Here is a 16,646-nt window from a genome sequence, read left to right on the forward strand (position 1 = left end):
GTTTATGAGTAATTTTGAGAGTAGTGTCAAGGTAATACCTTACAGCCAGGAGCGCGTATATAATAAACTTTCGGATTTAAGTAATCTGGAAGCAGTCAAAGACCGTTTGCCAAAAGATAAGGTGCAGGATTTGAGTTTTGATTCGGACACGTTGAGTTTTAGTGTTTCCCCTATTGGACAATTGACTTTGCAAATTATAGAGCGCGATCCTTGTAAATGTATAAAGTTGGCGACAACTAACTCTCCTCTTCCTTTTAATATGTGGATTCAACTGGTTGAAACTGCAGAAGAAGAGTGTAAAGTGAAGGTAACTATCGGAATGGATCTTAATCCATTTATGAAAGCAATGGTGCAGAAACCTCTCCAGGAAGGTTTGGAGAAGATGGTTGATATGTTGGCAGTTATTGAATATTAAACTTTTTTTTATGGCACAGAAACTTTGGGAGAAGTCCGTACAGGTAAATAAGGATATCGAACGTTTCACGGTAGGTCGTGATCGTGAGATGGATCTTTATTTGGCCAAGCATGATGTGCTTGGTTCTATGGCTCATATTACGATGCTTGAAAGCATTGGGTTGTTGACGAAAGAAGAACTGGACCAGTTGCTGGTGGAATTGAAGAGTATTTATGCCTCGGCTGAAAAAGGCGAATTTGTGATAGAAGACGGGGTGGAAGATGTACATTCGCAGGTAGAATTGATGTTGACCCGTCGTTTGGGTGATATCGGAAAGAAAATACATAGTGGCCGTTCCAGAAATGATCAGGTTCTGTTGGACTTGAAACTTTTTACCCGTACGCAAATAAAAGAGGTTGCCGAAGCGGTAGAACAACTATTTCATGTCTTGATCCGTCAGAGCGAACGGTATAAAAACGTTTTGATGCCGGGATATACACACCTGCAGATTGCAATGCCTTCTTCTTTTGGCTTGTGGTTTGGTGCCTACGCCGAGAGTCTTATGGACGATATGCTGTTTTTGCAGGCAGCATTTAAAATGTGCAATCGTAATCCATTAGGTTCAGCAGCCGGATATGGTTCGTCTTTTCCTTTGAACCGTACCATGACGACTGACTTATTAGGTTTTGATTCAATGAATTACAATGTTGTATATGCTCAAATGGGGCGTGGAAAGATGGAACGCAATGTTGCTTTTGCATTGGCTACGATTGCCGGGACGATTTCCAAATTAGCTTTTGACGCCTGTATGTTTAACAGTCAAAACTTCGGTTTCGTTAAGTTGCCTGATGACTGTACCACGGGGTCCAGCATTATGCCTCATAAGAAGAATCCCGATGTCTTTGAACTGACACGTGCTAAATGTAATAAACTGCAATCGCTTCCCCAACAGATCATGATGATTGCGAATAATTTGCCTTCTGGCTATTTCCGTGATTTGCAGATTATCAAAGAAGTTTTCCTTCCTGCTTTTCAGGAACTGAAAGACTGTTTGCAGATGACAACCTATATCATGAATGAAATAAAGGTAAATGAACATATTCTTGATGATGACAAATACCTCCTTATTTTTAGCGTGGAAGAGGTAAATCGTTTGGCACGTGAAGGTATGCCTTTCCGTGATGCATATAAGAAGGTTGGTTTGGATATTGAAGCAGGTAAATTCTCGCATACTAAAGAAGTACACCATACTCATGAAGGTAGTATCGGCAACCTCTGTAATGCAGAAATCTCCGCATTGATGCAGCAAGTGATTGATGGATTCAACTTTTGTGGAATGGAGAAAGCGGAGAAAGCACTGCTTGGAAGATAAAATAGACTTTCGGAGGATAGTTTTTTAAACTTTCCTCCGAAAAGATTTGGCAGAAACAAGTAAACTACTTATCTTTGCACCCGTTGAAAAAACGCGGAAATAGCTCAGTTGGTAGAGCATAACCTTGCCAAGGTTAGGGTCGCGAGTTCGAGTCTCGTTTTCCGCTCTTTCTTTGAAAGGATGCTCGAATGGTGGAATGGTAGACACGAAGGACTTAAAATCCTTTGGCCATTGCGGCTGTGCGGGTTCAAGTCCCGCTTCGAGTACGAGTATTCTTTATAAGGCTTCATGAATCATTGATTCATGAAGCCTTTTTATTTTTATGGGTGTATAATATACATTTTATTTATTTTCTGGAAAGCTCTATATGATAGCTGCTTGGAAGAAATAAACCAAAAAAGAGTTATAATATTTTTTTATTGTGTTATTAATCTTTTATTTTGCTTTTAGATTATGATTTAATGTATAATATTATATTGAATCATTCCTTAGACCTAAATATATGTAATATTTGATTTAACCGCTAACACTGAAAAATACTAGAGAGATGGAGAATAATGACAGGCAGATTGAATTAAAGTTTCAGAGGTTTTTCACTGTAAATTTTCCAAAGGTAAAGAACTTTGCTCAAATGCTGCTAAAATCGGAAGCGGATGCAGAAGATGTGGCTCAAGATGTTTTCTGTAAGCTCTGGTTGCAGCCTGAGTTGTGGCTGGATAATGATAAAGAACTAGACAATTATATTTTTATAATGACTAGAAATATAGTTCTGAATATCTTTAAACATCAACAAGTAGAACAGGAATATCAGTCGGAAGTTATAGAGAAGACTCTTCTTTATGAATTAACAGAAAAGGAAGAGATCTTGAATAACGTATATTATAAGGAGATGTTGATGATTATTCAACTCACCCTGGAGAAAATGCCGAAGCGTCGGAGGTTGATATTCGAACTTAGTCGTTTCAGGGGATTAAGTCATAAAGAAATAGCTGATAAACTCGATGTTTCTATCCGAACAATAGAGCATCAGGTTTATTTGGCATTGATCGAATTAAAGAAGGTACTCCTCTTTTTTATTTTTTTTCTCTAATATTTTTAAGTAGTATGTATGTAGTAGTTGTATTTAGTGTATAAAGCCCAAAAAAGAAAGAAAAAGATTCATGAAAAATTATATTCAACAACTCGTAGAATTATTCGGCCATAATAGCTATTCAGCCGGAACACAGAAGAAAGTGCAACAGTGGTTGGCTGATGAGGAGCATGTTGATGAAAAGAGTGAGGCTCTTCGTGAGCTTTGGAAACAAGCAGGAGAACAGAAAGTGCCTGATGGCATGCAACAATCAATACAACGAATGCGGCAGAATCTGGGAATGCAGTCTATCACTTCACGTAGAAATTACCAGTTGCTTATATGGAGAGCTGCAGCTATTTTCTTGTTAGCAGTCTCATCCGTTTCTATTTATTTGATGTTGGAAAAGGAACGGCCGGAAAAAGATTTAGTTGAATGCTATATACCGACAGCGGAAATTCGTGAACTTACATTACCGGATGGTACAAATGTCATGCTGAATTCGAAGAGTATACTACTATATCCGGAAAAATTTACAGGAGAGACTAGAAGTGTATATTTGATTGGTGAGGCCAACTTTAAAGTGAAACCGGATAAGAAGCATCCTTTCATTGTAAAGGCCAATGATTATCAAGTTACTGCTTTAGGTACTGAATTTAATGTAAATGCTTATCCGGAAAATAGCGAACTGATGGCTACTTTGCTGGAAGGTAGTGTGAAAGTTGAATTCAATAACTTGCTGTCCAATATTATTTTAAAGCCTAATGAACAGTTGGTATATGACAAACATACGAAAGCGCACAATCTGCGGATGCCTGAGATAGATGATGTGACGGCATGGCAACGTGGGGAATTGGTTTTTAGTAATATGTATCTGGAGGATATTTTTACAAGTCTTGAACGCAAATTTCCTTATGCTTTTGTATATAGCCTTCATAGCTTGAAAAAGAATACATATAGTTTCCGCTTCTCCAAACAGGCGAATCTGGAGGAAGTTATGAAGATTATATCGCAAGTTGTAGGAAATGTAAACTATGTTATCAAGGGAAATAAGTGCTATGTAACTAGTAAAGAATAAATATATTGTAGAACCTTTTAAATTTAATACGTAATGCAAAAAAATACCCGGAAGGAATGGCCGTTCCTCCCGGATATGAAATCAATCTCTTTTAATATTAGCGTAATATTGACGCTATTCTGAATGATCCTAGAATAATAACCAATTAACTAATACTAAAGATGCTACAAATCTACGAAAAAATAGCAGAAAAAATAGCTCATAAGCGGGTCTTTCTCACTTTTTTAAGTCTTATTCTTATACAGACTTTCGCTTTGGCTCAAAATGATAGTAAAATAACTATCCAGCAGAAGAACATCACTGTCATTGATGCCTTAAAAACTGTGGAAAAACAGTCCAAAAAGTCTATAAATTATAGTGATTCCGAATTAAAAGGAAAAGTAATAGCCCAGTTAAACTTGCAGAATGCATCCCTCGAGACCGCACTTGATACCATCTTAAAAGGGACGGGCTTTTCATTCCAGATTCAAGGTAACTACATCATAATAGCTGAAAAGAAGCCTGTAGTTGCACAAACCCTTAAAAATATCAAAGGAAAGGTTACTGATGAAAGCGGTGAACCGTTGATTGGAGTAAATATATCTGTGGATGGTAGTTCTACAGGTACGATTACCGATTTCGATGGTAACTTTACGATCAAGGCGGCAGAGAAATCTATTCTCAAAGTATCTTATATCGGATATGCTGCACAGATAATTCCTGTTTCCAAGAAAGATTTCTATCCGGTTGTAATGAAGCAGGATACAGAAGTGCTCGATGAAGTTGTTGTGACGGCATTGGGTATCAAACGTGCAGAAAAGGCGTTGTCTTACAATGTACAACAAGTCAAGGGAGATGCTCTGACTACGGTAAAAGATGCTAACTTCGTAAACTCGCTGAACGGTAAGATAGCCGGAGTGAGTATAAACAAAAGTGCTAGTGGAGTTGGTGGTGCGACACGTGTTGTAATGCGTGGTGCAAAATCTATTGAAGGTGATAATAATGCTTTGTATGTGGTGGACGGTATTCCTTTGTTCAATACCAATATGGGAAATACCGACAGTGGTATTATGGGTGAAGGTAAGGCCGGAACAGAAGGAATCGCCGACTTCAATCCCGAAGATATTGAAAGTCTTTCTGTTTTGAGTGGTCCTTCGGCTGCTGCGTTGTATGGTAGTAGTGCCGCTAACGGTGTAATTTTGATTACCACTAAAAAAGGAAAAGAAGGAAAACTTTCAGTGCAGTTCTCTTCTTCTTCAGAGTTCAGCAAAGCTTATATGACTCCTGAGTTTCAAAATACGTATGGTAACAAAAAAGATATGTATGAAAGCTGGGGTGAGAAACTGTTGACTCCTACAAGTTATGATCCTAAGAAGGATTTCTTTAATACCGGAACAAACTTTATTAATTCGGTTACGTTGACCACCGGTACGAAATCGAATCAGACTTTTGCTTCTGTTTCTTCTACCAATTCCAAAGGTATTGTACCTAATAATGAATATGATCGTTTGAATTTCACAATCCGTAATACGGCAACTTTCCTTAATGATAAATTACAACTCGATTTAGGTGCGTCGTATGTGAAACAGAAAGACAAGAATATGGTATCGCAAGGACAATATTGGAATCCGGTGATGGCCGCCTATTTGTTCCCTCGTGGTGAAGACTTTGATGGAATTAAGTCATTCGAACATTTCGATGAAAGTCGCCAACTTCCGGTTCAGTATTGGCCGGTGGCAGATCCGGTATATGCTTCACAGAACCCTTACTGGACTGCTTATCGCAATGTAGCTACGAATGAAAAGAGTCGTTATATGTTCAACGTAGGGTTGACTTATAATATTACCGATTGGTTGAATGCGACAGCCCGTTTCAGAATGGATGACACACATGTATTGTTTGAACGCAAGATTTACGCTTCATCCGACGATAAATTTGCGGAAGGAAAGAAAGGACTGTATGGATACAATAACTATGAAGACCGTCAGGAATATGCCGACTTTATGTTGAACGTAAATAAACATATAGCTGATTTCAGTATTTCTGCCAATGCGGGTTGGAACTATTCTAACTATTGGGCATTGGAGAGAGGATACAAAGGGACATTATTGGGAGTGCCCAATAAATTTGCGGCTTCTAATATCGATCCGGCTAATGGTCGTATCTCAGAAAAGGGTGGTGATAGTCGTGTACGTAATCATGCTGTTTTTGCCAATTTGGAACTTGGTTGGAAGAGTATGCTTTATTTGACGCTGACCGGACGTAATGACTGGAATTCACGTTTGGTGAATACCGATGAAGAATCTTTCTTCTATCCCTCAATCGGTCTGTCCGGGATTATTTCCGAGATGGTCAAATTGCCCGAATTTATCTCTTACCTGAAAGTTCGTGGTTCGTATACGGAAGTCGGTGCGCCTGTATCCCGTTCGGGACTGACTCCGGGTACGGTAACTACCCCTATTGTGGGTGGTGCATTAGATCCTACCGGTATCTATCCGTTTACTGATTTCAAGGCAGAGCGTACAAAGTCATACGAATTTGGATTAAGTCTGAAGTTGTGGAATAAATTAAGTGCGGAGGTAACCTACTATCATTCTAATACATACAATCAGACCTTCTTGGGTGATCTTCCGGAATATACCGGATACAAGCAGATTTATTTGCAGGCCGGTAATGTGGAAAATCGTGGTTGGGAGGCTTCATTAAGCTATTCCGATCAGTTTAAGTTCGGATTAGGAATCTCTTCAACATTGACATTCTCTCGAAATATAAACGAGATTAAGGAGATGGTTGAAAACTATCATACGGATTTGATGGATGAACCGATTAATATTCCGGAGGTTTTAAAGGATGGTGGTCGTGTCATCTTGAAAGAAGGCGGAAGTATCCACGATATTTATGCCAACACCTTCTTGAAGAAAGACCACCTGGGATATGTTGAGGTAAAGAGCGACGGAATCTTTGGAATGGAAAAGGGGGAACCTGTTTATTTGGGAAAAACTTCTCCTGACTTTAATCTGGGATGGAGTAATATGTTGACATACAAAGGCTTTGGACTCGGATTCCAAATCAACGGGCGTTTTGGTGGTGTGGTGACCTCTTCTACAGAGGCATTGCTTGATCGTTACGGTGTGTCCAAACGTTCGGCTGAGGCTCGTGAAGCGGGAGGCGTATTGTTGAAGGGACAAGGTCTGGTAGATGCGAAGTCTTATTATCAGATGACAGGTACGGGAAATTATGAAACTTCCGGTTACTATGTATACAGTGCCACCAATATTCGTTTGCAAGAACTTACCTTTAGCTATACTATGCCTAATAAGTGGTTTGGTAACGTGTTGAAAGATGTTACAGTTTCGTTTATAGCCAACAATCCTTGGATGTTGTATTGCGAAGCTCCGTTCGATCCGGAACTGACTCCTTCCACTAGTACTTACGGACAAGGTAATGATTATTTTATGCAACCGAGTGTTCGTAGCTTTGGCTTCGGTATTAAATTTAAATTATAATACACCTTCTTTATTATGAGAAAAATGAATCATTTTAAACTATTAGCGGTGATATGCGCAATGGCGCTATTTGCCTCATGCAATTTTGAAGAAATCAATACCAACCAATTTGAGATGAGCGACGGAGAAGGTGCGATGGATGGTTTTGAAGTCGGAGGGCTGATTACAGCTATGCAACGGACAGTGATTCCCGTAGGCACACAGGCTGATGATACAGATGTTATCAATGAATATCAAATAGCTTATCATCTGTCGGCCGATAATTGGAGTGGATTTTTTGGTGAGAACAACAGTAACGGTTGGAACGCAGGTAGTAACAATACTACTTATTATTTGTTGGACAATTGGATAAAAGCGACCTATACACAGTCTTATACCAATGCTCTTGATCCTTGGAAGAAATTGAAAATAGCGTCCGAGAAAAATGGTACGCCCGAAGTCTTTGCTTTGGCTCAAATTCTGAAGATTTCCGCTTGGCACAAGACACTTGAAAGTTTCGGTCCGATGCCTTATTCTCATGCGGCGGACGCTACAATGAACATTCCGTTCGATTCGGAGAAAGAGGTGTATACGGCGATGTTTGAAGAATTGACCGCAGCCATTGAAGAATTAACAGAAAAGGCGGCAAATGGGGTGAATGTAATGGGCGCTTATGATGCGGTATATGCCGGAGATGCTACCAAATGGGTGAAATACGGCAATTCGCTGATGCTTCGTTTGGCTATGCGTGTCCGCTTCGCTGATGCGGAACTGGCGAAAAAGTATGCTACTCAAGCAGTAAATCATTCTATCGGTGTGATGACGGCTAAGGATGATGCGGCTCAAATGAGTCAAGGAGCGGGTATGACTTTCCGCAACAACATTGAATGGCTGGCAGGCAACTATAATGAAGCTCGTATGGGTTCTTCCATCTTTTCTTATCTGATGGGATATGAAGACCCGCGTTTGAGCGTTTATTTTTTGCCGATGGATGGTAATGTCTCTTATGGTGTTGAGGCTTTCGACGGAAAAACGTATCAAGCGGTGCCGGCAGGGCATGCCAATGCGCAGAATGATATCTACAAATCTTGCTCAAAGCCCAATATTCAAAGTGGAACTCCTACATATTGGCTGCGTGCATCGGAAGTTTATTTTTTGCGTGCGGAAGCAGCTTTAGTGTGGGAAGGTTTCGGCAGTGCGGATTCATGGTATAAACAGGGCATTGATATGTCTTTTCAGGAGAATGGTGTGACCGATCCTGTAGACGATTATATGAATTCCAATTTGTCACCTCGGGCATATGTTTTTTCCCATTATCAGTATGGGCAAACACTTTCTGCTCCGTGTGAGACTACTGTCAAGTTTGAAGGAACAACAGAGCAGAAGTTGGAAAAAATTATGATTCAGAAGTGGATTGCTTTGTTTCCTAACGGACAGGAAGCGTGGACGGAATGGAGAAGAACCGGTTATCCGAAGTTGAATGTCATTAAGACTTTGAAAGGAGCAGTGCAAGGCGCAACTCTTGAGGGCGGTATTCGCCGTATGATTTATCCCACCAGTTTTTCTCAGACTAACGAGGGAAAGGCTATTTATGAAGCAGCCTTGAAGTTGTTCAATAACGGTGCAGGTGGCGAAGATAAGTCTTCTACCCGTTTGTGGTGGGATTGTAAGAGATAACCTACATGTATCATTTTAATACAGATGAAGAATATGAAATCATTAAGAAAATTGTTATATATTATTCCATTGACAGGCATGATGGTAACTTCTTGCATGGATGTGGAGAATATTGAGATAGACCATATAGGCGGGTATGCCACAATGAACAATGCGGAGAGTGAGGCATATTATGCCAATCTGCGCGCCTATAAGGCGACTGCTTGGAATTACAATCGTCCCGTAGCTTTCGGATGGTATTCCAATTGGGCGCCTGCTGGAGCTTATCGAAGAGGATATCTCTCTGCTATGCCCGATAGTATGGATTTTGTTTCAATGTGGAGTGGCGCTCCAGGACGTTATGAAATCACTCCGGAGCAGAAGGCAGATAAAGAGTTTGTGCAAAAGGTGAAAGGAACGAAACTGTTGCAGGTAAGTCTGCTTTCTTATCTTGGTAAGGGTGCGACACCAAATTCGGTATACCTCGAAGTGGAAAAACAAGCGGAGGAAGAAGGCTGGTCGGCGGCTCAATTGGAAACGGCGAAGAAACAAGCCCGTTGGAAATATTGGGGATTTGAAGGTCAGTTTGAAAGTGAAAACCATTATGCATGTCTGGCGAAGTTTGCCAAAGCTCTGTGCGATTCTTTGTATGCAAACGAATGGGACGGTTATGATGTAGACTGGGAAATCGGTAGTGGTGTGTTTGATATGGATGGCACATTGAGTCAGAATAAGCATTTGATTCATTTGGTTAAAGAAATGAATAATTACATTGGCCCGAAAAGCGATCCGGAAGGTAAAGGACATAAAATGATCTGTATTGATGGAAATATTTATGGGCTTACCCATGAATTGGATGAGTATGTCGATTATTGGATTATACAAAGTTATGGTAGTTCCAATCCCGGTTTTGATGGTTATGGCGTTGATCCTAAGAAAATAATCTGCACAGAGAACTTTGAAAAGTATGCCACTAATGGAGGTCAATTGCTGAAGCAGGCAGCTGCTATGCCGCGAGAAGGTTATAAAGGTGGAGTAGGAGCTTATCGCTTCGATAATGATTATGACAATACGCCAAATTATAAATGGATGCGTCAGGCTATTCAAATCAATCAGCGGGTTTTCAATGAATGGAAAGCGAAACAAAACGAAGCGGAAAATAAACCGCAGGAATAAGTGGACTTATAAAATTCTAAAACAGTAAAAAGATGATGAATAAACATATATTCTATTATTTGATGGTAGGTAGTATGGCGTTATTGTTGGGCGCTTGCAACGACAGCATGAATGACCTGCTGGAGCCTAAGGTTTATTTCGAAAGCAAGGAATATAATTTCTCGGTGGAAGATGAAATGGATGTAATGACATTTGATCTGGTTTCAAGACTCTCGTCAGCAACTTCCTCTCAGGTAGACGTATCATATAGTGTAGCCGAACCAAGTGTAGTAGACGAATACAATGCAAAGTATGGCACAAATTATGAGATGCTTGATGTTTCGCAGGTAAAGCTAAGCAGTACGACATCTTCTATTTCGAGTGGAAAATTGTATGCGGATAATGTAGAAGTCGAACTTTCCGGGTTAGAAGCCTTGAAAGCCGGGAACTCGTATGTTTTGCCTATGCGGGTGCATTCGTCTTCGGTGTCGACTCTTTCCGGAACAAACATTGCATATTTCTTTTTCTCCAAACCGTTGAAAATTACCAAAGCTGGTAACTTCAGTAATCACTATATTTCTGTGAAGTTCCCTGTCGGTACTTTCTTCTCGTCATTCACTTACGAAGCATTGATTAATGTGGATTATTTCCTCGATAATAATACGATTATGGGAACTGAAGGTGTGATGATCCTCCGTATCGGTGATGCGGGAGGAGGAATTACTCCTAAAGATTATTTGGAAGTGGCCGGAAGACAGAACTACCGTGTAACGAAACCGTTGTTAACAAATCGTTGGTATCATGTAGCGTTGACTTATGATCAACCGACAGGAAAAACAGGCATTTATGTAAATGGTGAGAAATGGGCTGGTTCAGATTGGGGGATTGACGGTTTTGATCCGAATTCGGATATGGGTTTTTATATTGGTAGAATCTATGGTTTTAAATGGGGTGAACGTCCATTCCATGGTAAAATGAGTGAAGTCCGTGTTTGGAGTGTAGCCCGTACGGAAAATCAACTTAAGCAGAATATGCTGGGTGTTGACCCTGCTTCAGAAGGCTTGGCACTTTATTATAAACTAGACGGATCGGAGACTCAGGAAGGTGGAGTTATCAAAGATGCCACAGGGCGTATAAACGGTACTACAAATGGAATTACTATTAAGACGTTGGATGCTCCGATAGCTATCAATTAATGGAACACACAAATTTGTGAGAGATTTTGCTCTTTGCATTTTTGAATATGAGTGAAAGCCTGCTTACTGAAAAGATAATATTCTTTGGGTAAGCAGGTTTCTTTTATTTATGTTTGTTTTATGAAGAAGTTACTATTTCCCCTGTTTATATCTTTTCCATCTAAATGTTTTTGCCAGTACCTTTATACATATAATTTATGCGGTTCATGTAAACCAATATGTAAACCGGAAAAATACGAATAAAATCTGTTGAATCCATAAAGCGAAGATATTACGGAGAAAGCTTTCTACTGTAATTATGATCTTTTTAGGGAACTTCTCAGATAATGATTGGCGCTGCTTCCAATGACATAAGATTACAGACGAAGGTGGAGATAAAATAGGAGATATTATCTTTGGCAGTTCGATATGTTCTAAGTACATTTGTTTCTGATAAAAGAAATGAATGTTCAAGATGAATATGGAAGAAAGTAATAACGGAAGCAAGAAACTGCAAATACGCAATAGTACGGCTGAATTTCTTATTTTTCAGATAGAGAATAAAGAAGAAGGCATTGAAGTGCTTTATCAGGACGAAACTTTGTGGCTGACGCAGAAGACGATGTCGATATTGTTCGATGTTGATATACGCACAATTAATGAACATTTGAAAAATATATATTCGCAAGGAGAAGTAGATAAGAATACAACTATCCGGAAAAACCGGATAGTTCAAAAAGAAGGTAATCGGAATATTTCTCGTGAAGTTTTTATTTATAGTCTTGATGCCATCATTTCAGTCGGCTATCGCGTCAACTCCGTGCGCGCCACTCAATTTCGGCAATGGTGTACATTTATACTTCGGCAGTTTGCCATTCGTGGATATGTCATTGATAAAAAGCGAATGGAGAACGGATCATTCATCAATGAAGATTACTTTGAACATTTGCTTGCTGAAATCCGGGAAATACGATTGAGTGAGCGACGTTTCTACCAAAAGCTAACAGATATTTATGCTACCAGCATAGACTATAACCTCAATGCCCCGACCACACGTTTGTTTTTCAAAAAAGTCCAGAACAAAATGCACTATGCAGTTCATGGACACACGGCGGCAGAACTTATTGTAGAGCGTGCCGATGCAGAGAAGGAACACATGGGACTAACTACCTGGGAGAAAGCTCCTAACGGAAAGATTGTAAAAACAGATGTGTCGATAGCAAAGAATTATTTGAAAGAAGAAGAACTGGAGTCAATGGGACGGTTGGTCAATGCTTTTCTGGATTTGGCAGAAGACCGGGCAAAGCGGCATATTCCTATGACAATGGAAGATTGGGCAAAACGTATAGATAAATTCTTGGATAGCGATGACCGCCCCATATTAAATGATTCAGGAAAGATGTCTGCCGAACAAGCGAAAGATTATGCAGAAACCGAATTTGAGAAATACCGTATCTTTCAGGACCGTGTGTTTCAGTCTGATTTCGACAAGTTGAATACAACTCGAAGTAATACAAAGTAAGATTTACGACATACGCGGGTAAAAGGTGATGTTAGACTTTGATTTGGCGGAAATGTACGGAATAGAAAACAGGGTGCTAAAACAAGCTGTTAGACGTAATTTAAAAAGGTTCGAAGGTGAGGACTTTATGTTTGAACTCACGAGGGACGAACTTTCAAGATCACAAATTGTGACCTTGAACAAAGGAAGAGGCAGCAATTTTAAATATATGCCTTTTGCTTTTACGGAACTAGGCGTAGCAATGCTTAGTAGTGTTCTAAACTCTGATACTGCTATTGGAATAAACAGGGGTATAATGCGTGCTTTCGTTGCGGTTCGTCAGTTACTGTTAAACCCGCCGACCGATCCAGTATATGAACTTCAAAACGAAGTCAAGGAACTAAAGGAGTACATAGAGGAAGTATTTGCAGACTATAACGACATCAATGACGACACTCGGACGCAGTTAGAATTAATAAATCAGACGTTAGCCGAATTGCAGGCGCAAAAGGCTTTAGCAGATAAGCCGCGTAATCCTATCGGCTTCGTTACTCCCAAGAAGAAAGAGTAAATAGGCGGTCCGGTTGTTCCGTTGGCTATTCGTTGGTTGCTCTATTGGTTACATGGAGAGTTGGATGCAAATACAACTATTTAGAAAAACTTAATAGCTCAACAGAAAGGTGGAAGACAAGTATCCTGGAAATTTGAATCTCATAATGATTTGTACCTGTTTTATTGTCATACTGTCAGGAATACATTCAAGTGAATGAATATCAACGTTCTATCACCTGACAATAACCATTGATAATAGGCTGACAATAAAATATCCAGACTTTTATTGTCAGCCTTGCTTTTATCTCTTATGATAGCTTTATTACCTGATAAACAGTACCTTTATAAGTATGCTTCGAAGGAATACCGCATTTTTGCAGCAATCTCCCGAAGTGGTATACTTTGTTATCAGACAATGACATACCGCTTTTCTTCTTCAGATAATTCAATATTTCAACCGGAGTAAGAAATTCCCCTTCCTCTTTCGTTTGTGCAGTCTTGAAATACTGGTAAAACAATTGCAACATAGCCGGTGTCTGCTCAAACTCACGGTTGTTTTCCGTCATAATCTGCTCATCCTCACTGTCAAACCAGTAGCGTTCGCCATGATGAATCTCGTACATGGCTTGTGCGTAAAGCTGTTCATAATCTATCGGCTGTGTAGTGTCGATGTTTCCCGTCACTTCAATACAAATGAAACGGCGGCTTCCCGAAGGATCAGTCAACAAATCCTTCTGATTGCTTGTACCGATAAATGAAGCATACCGCTGCAATTCAAGTACCGAGCGACCGTGCGGTTTCCGTAGATTGACCACAGGCTTTTGAAGAATATGTTTCAGAAATCCCTGTTGTGGCAGAGTTATCTGGTCAAACTCATCGATGTTGATGAGCGCAAACCGATTCAGATACAGTTCTGCATCCCGTTTATGGCTGAAATCAATGCTGTCTGTATAGTAAGCGCGAAGCGCAGGCGGAATCATTTCACGGCAGAAAGTTGATTTATGAGTTCCCTGTCGGCCCACTAATATGGGCGACGTATTGTTCGCGTGCATTTTATCTACTCCTCTCCAATGTGAAACCATATTCAGGAACCAACGGTGGAAAAGCAATTCCCAATGCGGATTTTTGCAAGGAACCCTGTTTGCCAAAGCATGAATACGGTCTTTGCCGTCCCAATGAGGCAGATGAAACAGGAACTCTTCCAACGGATTGTAGATTGGCACACGGTTGGAATGTAAGTATCGGTCTATGTCCCTGTCCCATACGCCAATACCTTCGGATTGGGCATCAAGCATGATACTGTTTTGTGCCCGTTTGTCAATAGGATGAAAATAAAACTGAAACGAGAAACGCTCCCGGTATTCCACTTCCCCGATCTGCGTATTATAACGGAACTCATAACGACGGTTCATAAATTCGTCCATCTGCAGGCTAAGGCGTTGCTCTTTAGTCAGGCAGTTGCTTTTGGGCACTCCCTTACATTCTTTGTATACGTTTCTTATCATCTCGCGTATCAGCATCGGATTTTTTCTTTTGTAATAACGCATGATGGTTCGTCGGGTTACCTCCTCTTCCGGGATGCCGGAGTAGTAACAATTTTCGGCAAGCGGGACTACTAACGTTTGCAAATCATGATCGTTCCGATGCCAGTCTGTTTCTATTTCTTCGAATGTCTTCCGCAATGCCGCTTCATAAAGCAATGCTACTGTATCTTCCGTGTCATACCCCGGCAGTGCTCGATTCAGTGGAGATGCTTCAGTGCTCGATTTCTCATGATAAGTCATCTCGCCGGGCATACCGATGGGTTGTGAAAGATAGAAAGGGACAGGGGTGGGACGGTAAATCAAGTCCGGATCATAGCTAAGACGTGAGAATTGTTCCAGTTTCGGCTCTTTCAATAGAATGTTGAAGGGAAGTTGAGGCTGATAACATTTAATGGCAAGCCGGTAAGCATGTGCCTGAAACACTTCGGCTTCTTCCGTTGTTTGCGGTAAAGTGCCGTCCGGACGGGTGAAGCAAGTCCATATCTTGACGCTTTTACCACTTGCTCCCATAAAAGCCAGCATTGTTTGGGGAAGTTCGGCTGCCTTTTGCTTCACGATTTCCACTTCTGTCTTTCCGGCTAGCGGACCGATGGTCAGTTCTACAATGCCATTGTAGGTTTTCATTCGCTTCACTCCGTTCACTCGTCCGAAGGCTGCTGCGGGAATCACTCGTGGTAGTTTGTTGGCGAGGGAACAAGGCTCGTCGGGTAGAACAAAATGCAGGGCCTGACGTAATCCGGTTACCGGGCGGAGCTTGGTTTCTTTTTTCATTTTTTCTATCAGCAAGTCGATGTCTGTCACGCTTAGTGCCTCCGTATCTCCGTTTTCCCTGATTTGTGTAATCTTCATTTTTCTTCTCTTGATATTTAATGAGAGTAAGTGTTTGTTATTGGTTTCAAAGGTACGGATAAGGTACTTGTAAAACAAACTATTTGCGCTTTATCGCGATAAAGAATGTGTTTTCTTGTTATACTCTATTCAAGAAGGCGGACTTGAAACATTAACAAGTAAGTAAAGATATGCTCGCCACTGTGTATTGTTGCATAAAGACACCGTTATTCGTACGTTAACTTACCGGTATTGGTAGTTCGCCACGGCCGTGACGAGATCTTCCCACGGCCGTGGTAGGAATTCGTCACGGCTGTGGAAAGAAGTTACCACGGCCGTGGGAAGGTAAAGATACCGTAGCTTTAGCTGAACAATACTGCTGCTTTAGCTGAACAATACTGCTGCTTTAGCCGAACAATACTGCTGCCTTAGCTGAACAATACTGTTACTTTAGCAGAACAATACCTGCTTCTTTAGTGAAAGATACCAGATGCGCAGCATTCATTTAACGGGGGCGACATTCGCTTCGTAGCGAGTTTATATTTCTTATACGCTCTTTGCTAATATTGAACTTCTTCTCTTTCAATACAAAACTTCCTGTATTTATTTCCGTATTTCCACTTTGTTTCGAAAAAAAAAGCATATCTTTGTCATACGCTTTCTGTTCATCAGCGTGATGAAATAGGTAAGAAGCGTTTTTTATATTTATAAATAGGAATATTTACGACTTATCCCTCGTATTTGAAATCTAGCAAGTTTCTGTCCGTAGAGGGGTGGTTCAACAGATATTCCACGTGAATGGCCGTATGTCAACATATCGATGAAAGATGTGTTATATATACACAATTAGCGTGGATG

The 16,646-nt window shown here is 40.5% G+C and carries 11 protein-coding genes and 2 tRNA genes; 12 read left to right on the forward strand and 1 reads right to left on the reverse strand.

Annotation, left to right across the window (positions count from 1 at the left end; all coding sequences use genetic code 11):
- Positions 1 to 4: 4 nt before the first annotated feature.
- The 12 genes from HMPREF0106_RS10115 to HMPREF0106_RS10060 all read left to right on the forward strand — a co-directional run bounded on the left by HMPREF0106_RS10115 (position 5) and on the right by HMPREF0106_RS10060 (position 13,435).
- Complete coding sequence (locus tag HMPREF0106_RS10115; RefSeq protein ID WP_009040252.1) at positions 5 to 415, forward strand: SRPBCC family protein; 411 nt, start codon at positions 5 to 7, stop codon at positions 413 to 415.
- A gap of 10 nt (positions 416 to 425) precedes the next feature.
- Complete coding sequence (argH, locus tag HMPREF0106_RS10110; protein WP_004305025.1) at positions 426 to 1,766, forward strand: argininosuccinate lyase; 1,341 nt, start codon at positions 426 to 428, stop codon at positions 1,764 to 1,766.
- A gap of 93 nt (positions 1,767 to 1,859) precedes the next feature.
- A tRNA-Gly gene (locus HMPREF0106_RS10105) sits at positions 1,860 to 1,932 on the forward strand.
- A gap of 16 nt (positions 1,933 to 1,948) precedes the next feature.
- A tRNA-Leu gene (locus HMPREF0106_RS10100) sits at positions 1,949 to 2,032 on the forward strand.
- Positions 2,033 to 2,313: 281 nt separating this feature from the next.
- Positions 2,314 to 2,856, forward strand: a complete 543-nt coding sequence (locus HMPREF0106_RS10095) for an RNA polymerase sigma-70 factor (RefSeq protein WP_004314638.1) — start codon at positions 2,314 to 2,316, stop codon at positions 2,854 to 2,856.
- Between the two features lie 70 nt (positions 2,857 to 2,926).
- Entirely contained in the window at positions 2,927 to 3,913 is a 987-nt protein-coding gene (locus HMPREF0106_RS10090) for a FecR family protein (RefSeq protein ID WP_008645190.1), read from the forward strand.
- A gap of 161 nt (positions 3,914 to 4,074) precedes the next feature.
- A complete protein-coding gene (locus HMPREF0106_RS10085; RefSeq protein WP_009040253.1) occupies positions 4,075 to 7,398 on the forward strand; it encodes a TonB-dependent receptor in 3,324 nt (1,107 codons plus the stop codon).
- A gap of 15 nt (positions 7,399 to 7,413) precedes the next feature.
- Positions 7,414 to 9,054, forward strand: coding sequence for a SusD/RagB family nutrient-binding outer membrane lipoprotein (locus HMPREF0106_RS10080; RefSeq protein WP_009040254.1), 1,641 nt, complete (start codon positions 7,414 to 7,416; stop codon positions 9,052 to 9,054).
- A gap of 33 nt (positions 9,055 to 9,087) precedes the next feature.
- Entirely contained in the window at positions 9,088 to 10,209 is a 1,122-nt protein-coding gene (locus HMPREF0106_RS10075; RefSeq protein ID WP_004310491.1) for a glycoside hydrolase family 18, read from the forward strand.
- 32 nt (positions 10,210 to 10,241) lie between these two features.
- Complete coding sequence (locus tag HMPREF0106_RS10070) at positions 10,242 to 11,384, forward strand: DUF1735 and LamG domain-containing protein (protein ID WP_004310490.1); 1,143 nt, start codon at positions 10,242 to 10,244, stop codon at positions 11,382 to 11,384.
- 445 nt (positions 11,385 to 11,829) lie between these two features.
- Positions 11,830 to 12,885, forward strand: a complete 1,056-nt coding sequence (locus HMPREF0106_RS10065; RefSeq protein ID WP_008024497.1) for a virulence RhuM family protein — start codon at positions 11,830 to 11,832, stop codon at positions 12,883 to 12,885.
- 28 nt (positions 12,886 to 12,913) lie between these two features.
- A complete protein-coding gene (locus HMPREF0106_RS10060; RefSeq protein ID WP_008024499.1) occupies positions 12,914 to 13,435 on the forward strand; it encodes an ORF6N domain-containing protein in 522 nt (173 codons plus the stop codon).
- A gap of 289 nt (positions 13,436 to 13,724) precedes the next feature.
- On the opposite strand, the gene HMPREF0106_RS10055 is transcribed toward HMPREF0106_RS10060, so the two are convergent.
- On the reverse strand, positions 13,725 to 15,809 hold the full coding sequence (locus tag HMPREF0106_RS10055; RefSeq protein WP_009040255.1) for a BT4734/BF3469 family protein: 2,085 nt from the start codon (positions 15,807 to 15,809) through the stop codon (positions 13,725 to 13,727).
- Positions 15,810 to 16,646 lie beyond the last annotated feature (837 nt).

It is taken from the genome of Bacteroides sp. D22 (assembly GCF_000163675.1).
Classification (GTDB): Bacteria; Bacteroidota; Bacteroidia; order Bacteroidales; family Bacteroidaceae; genus Bacteroides; species Bacteroides xylanisolvens.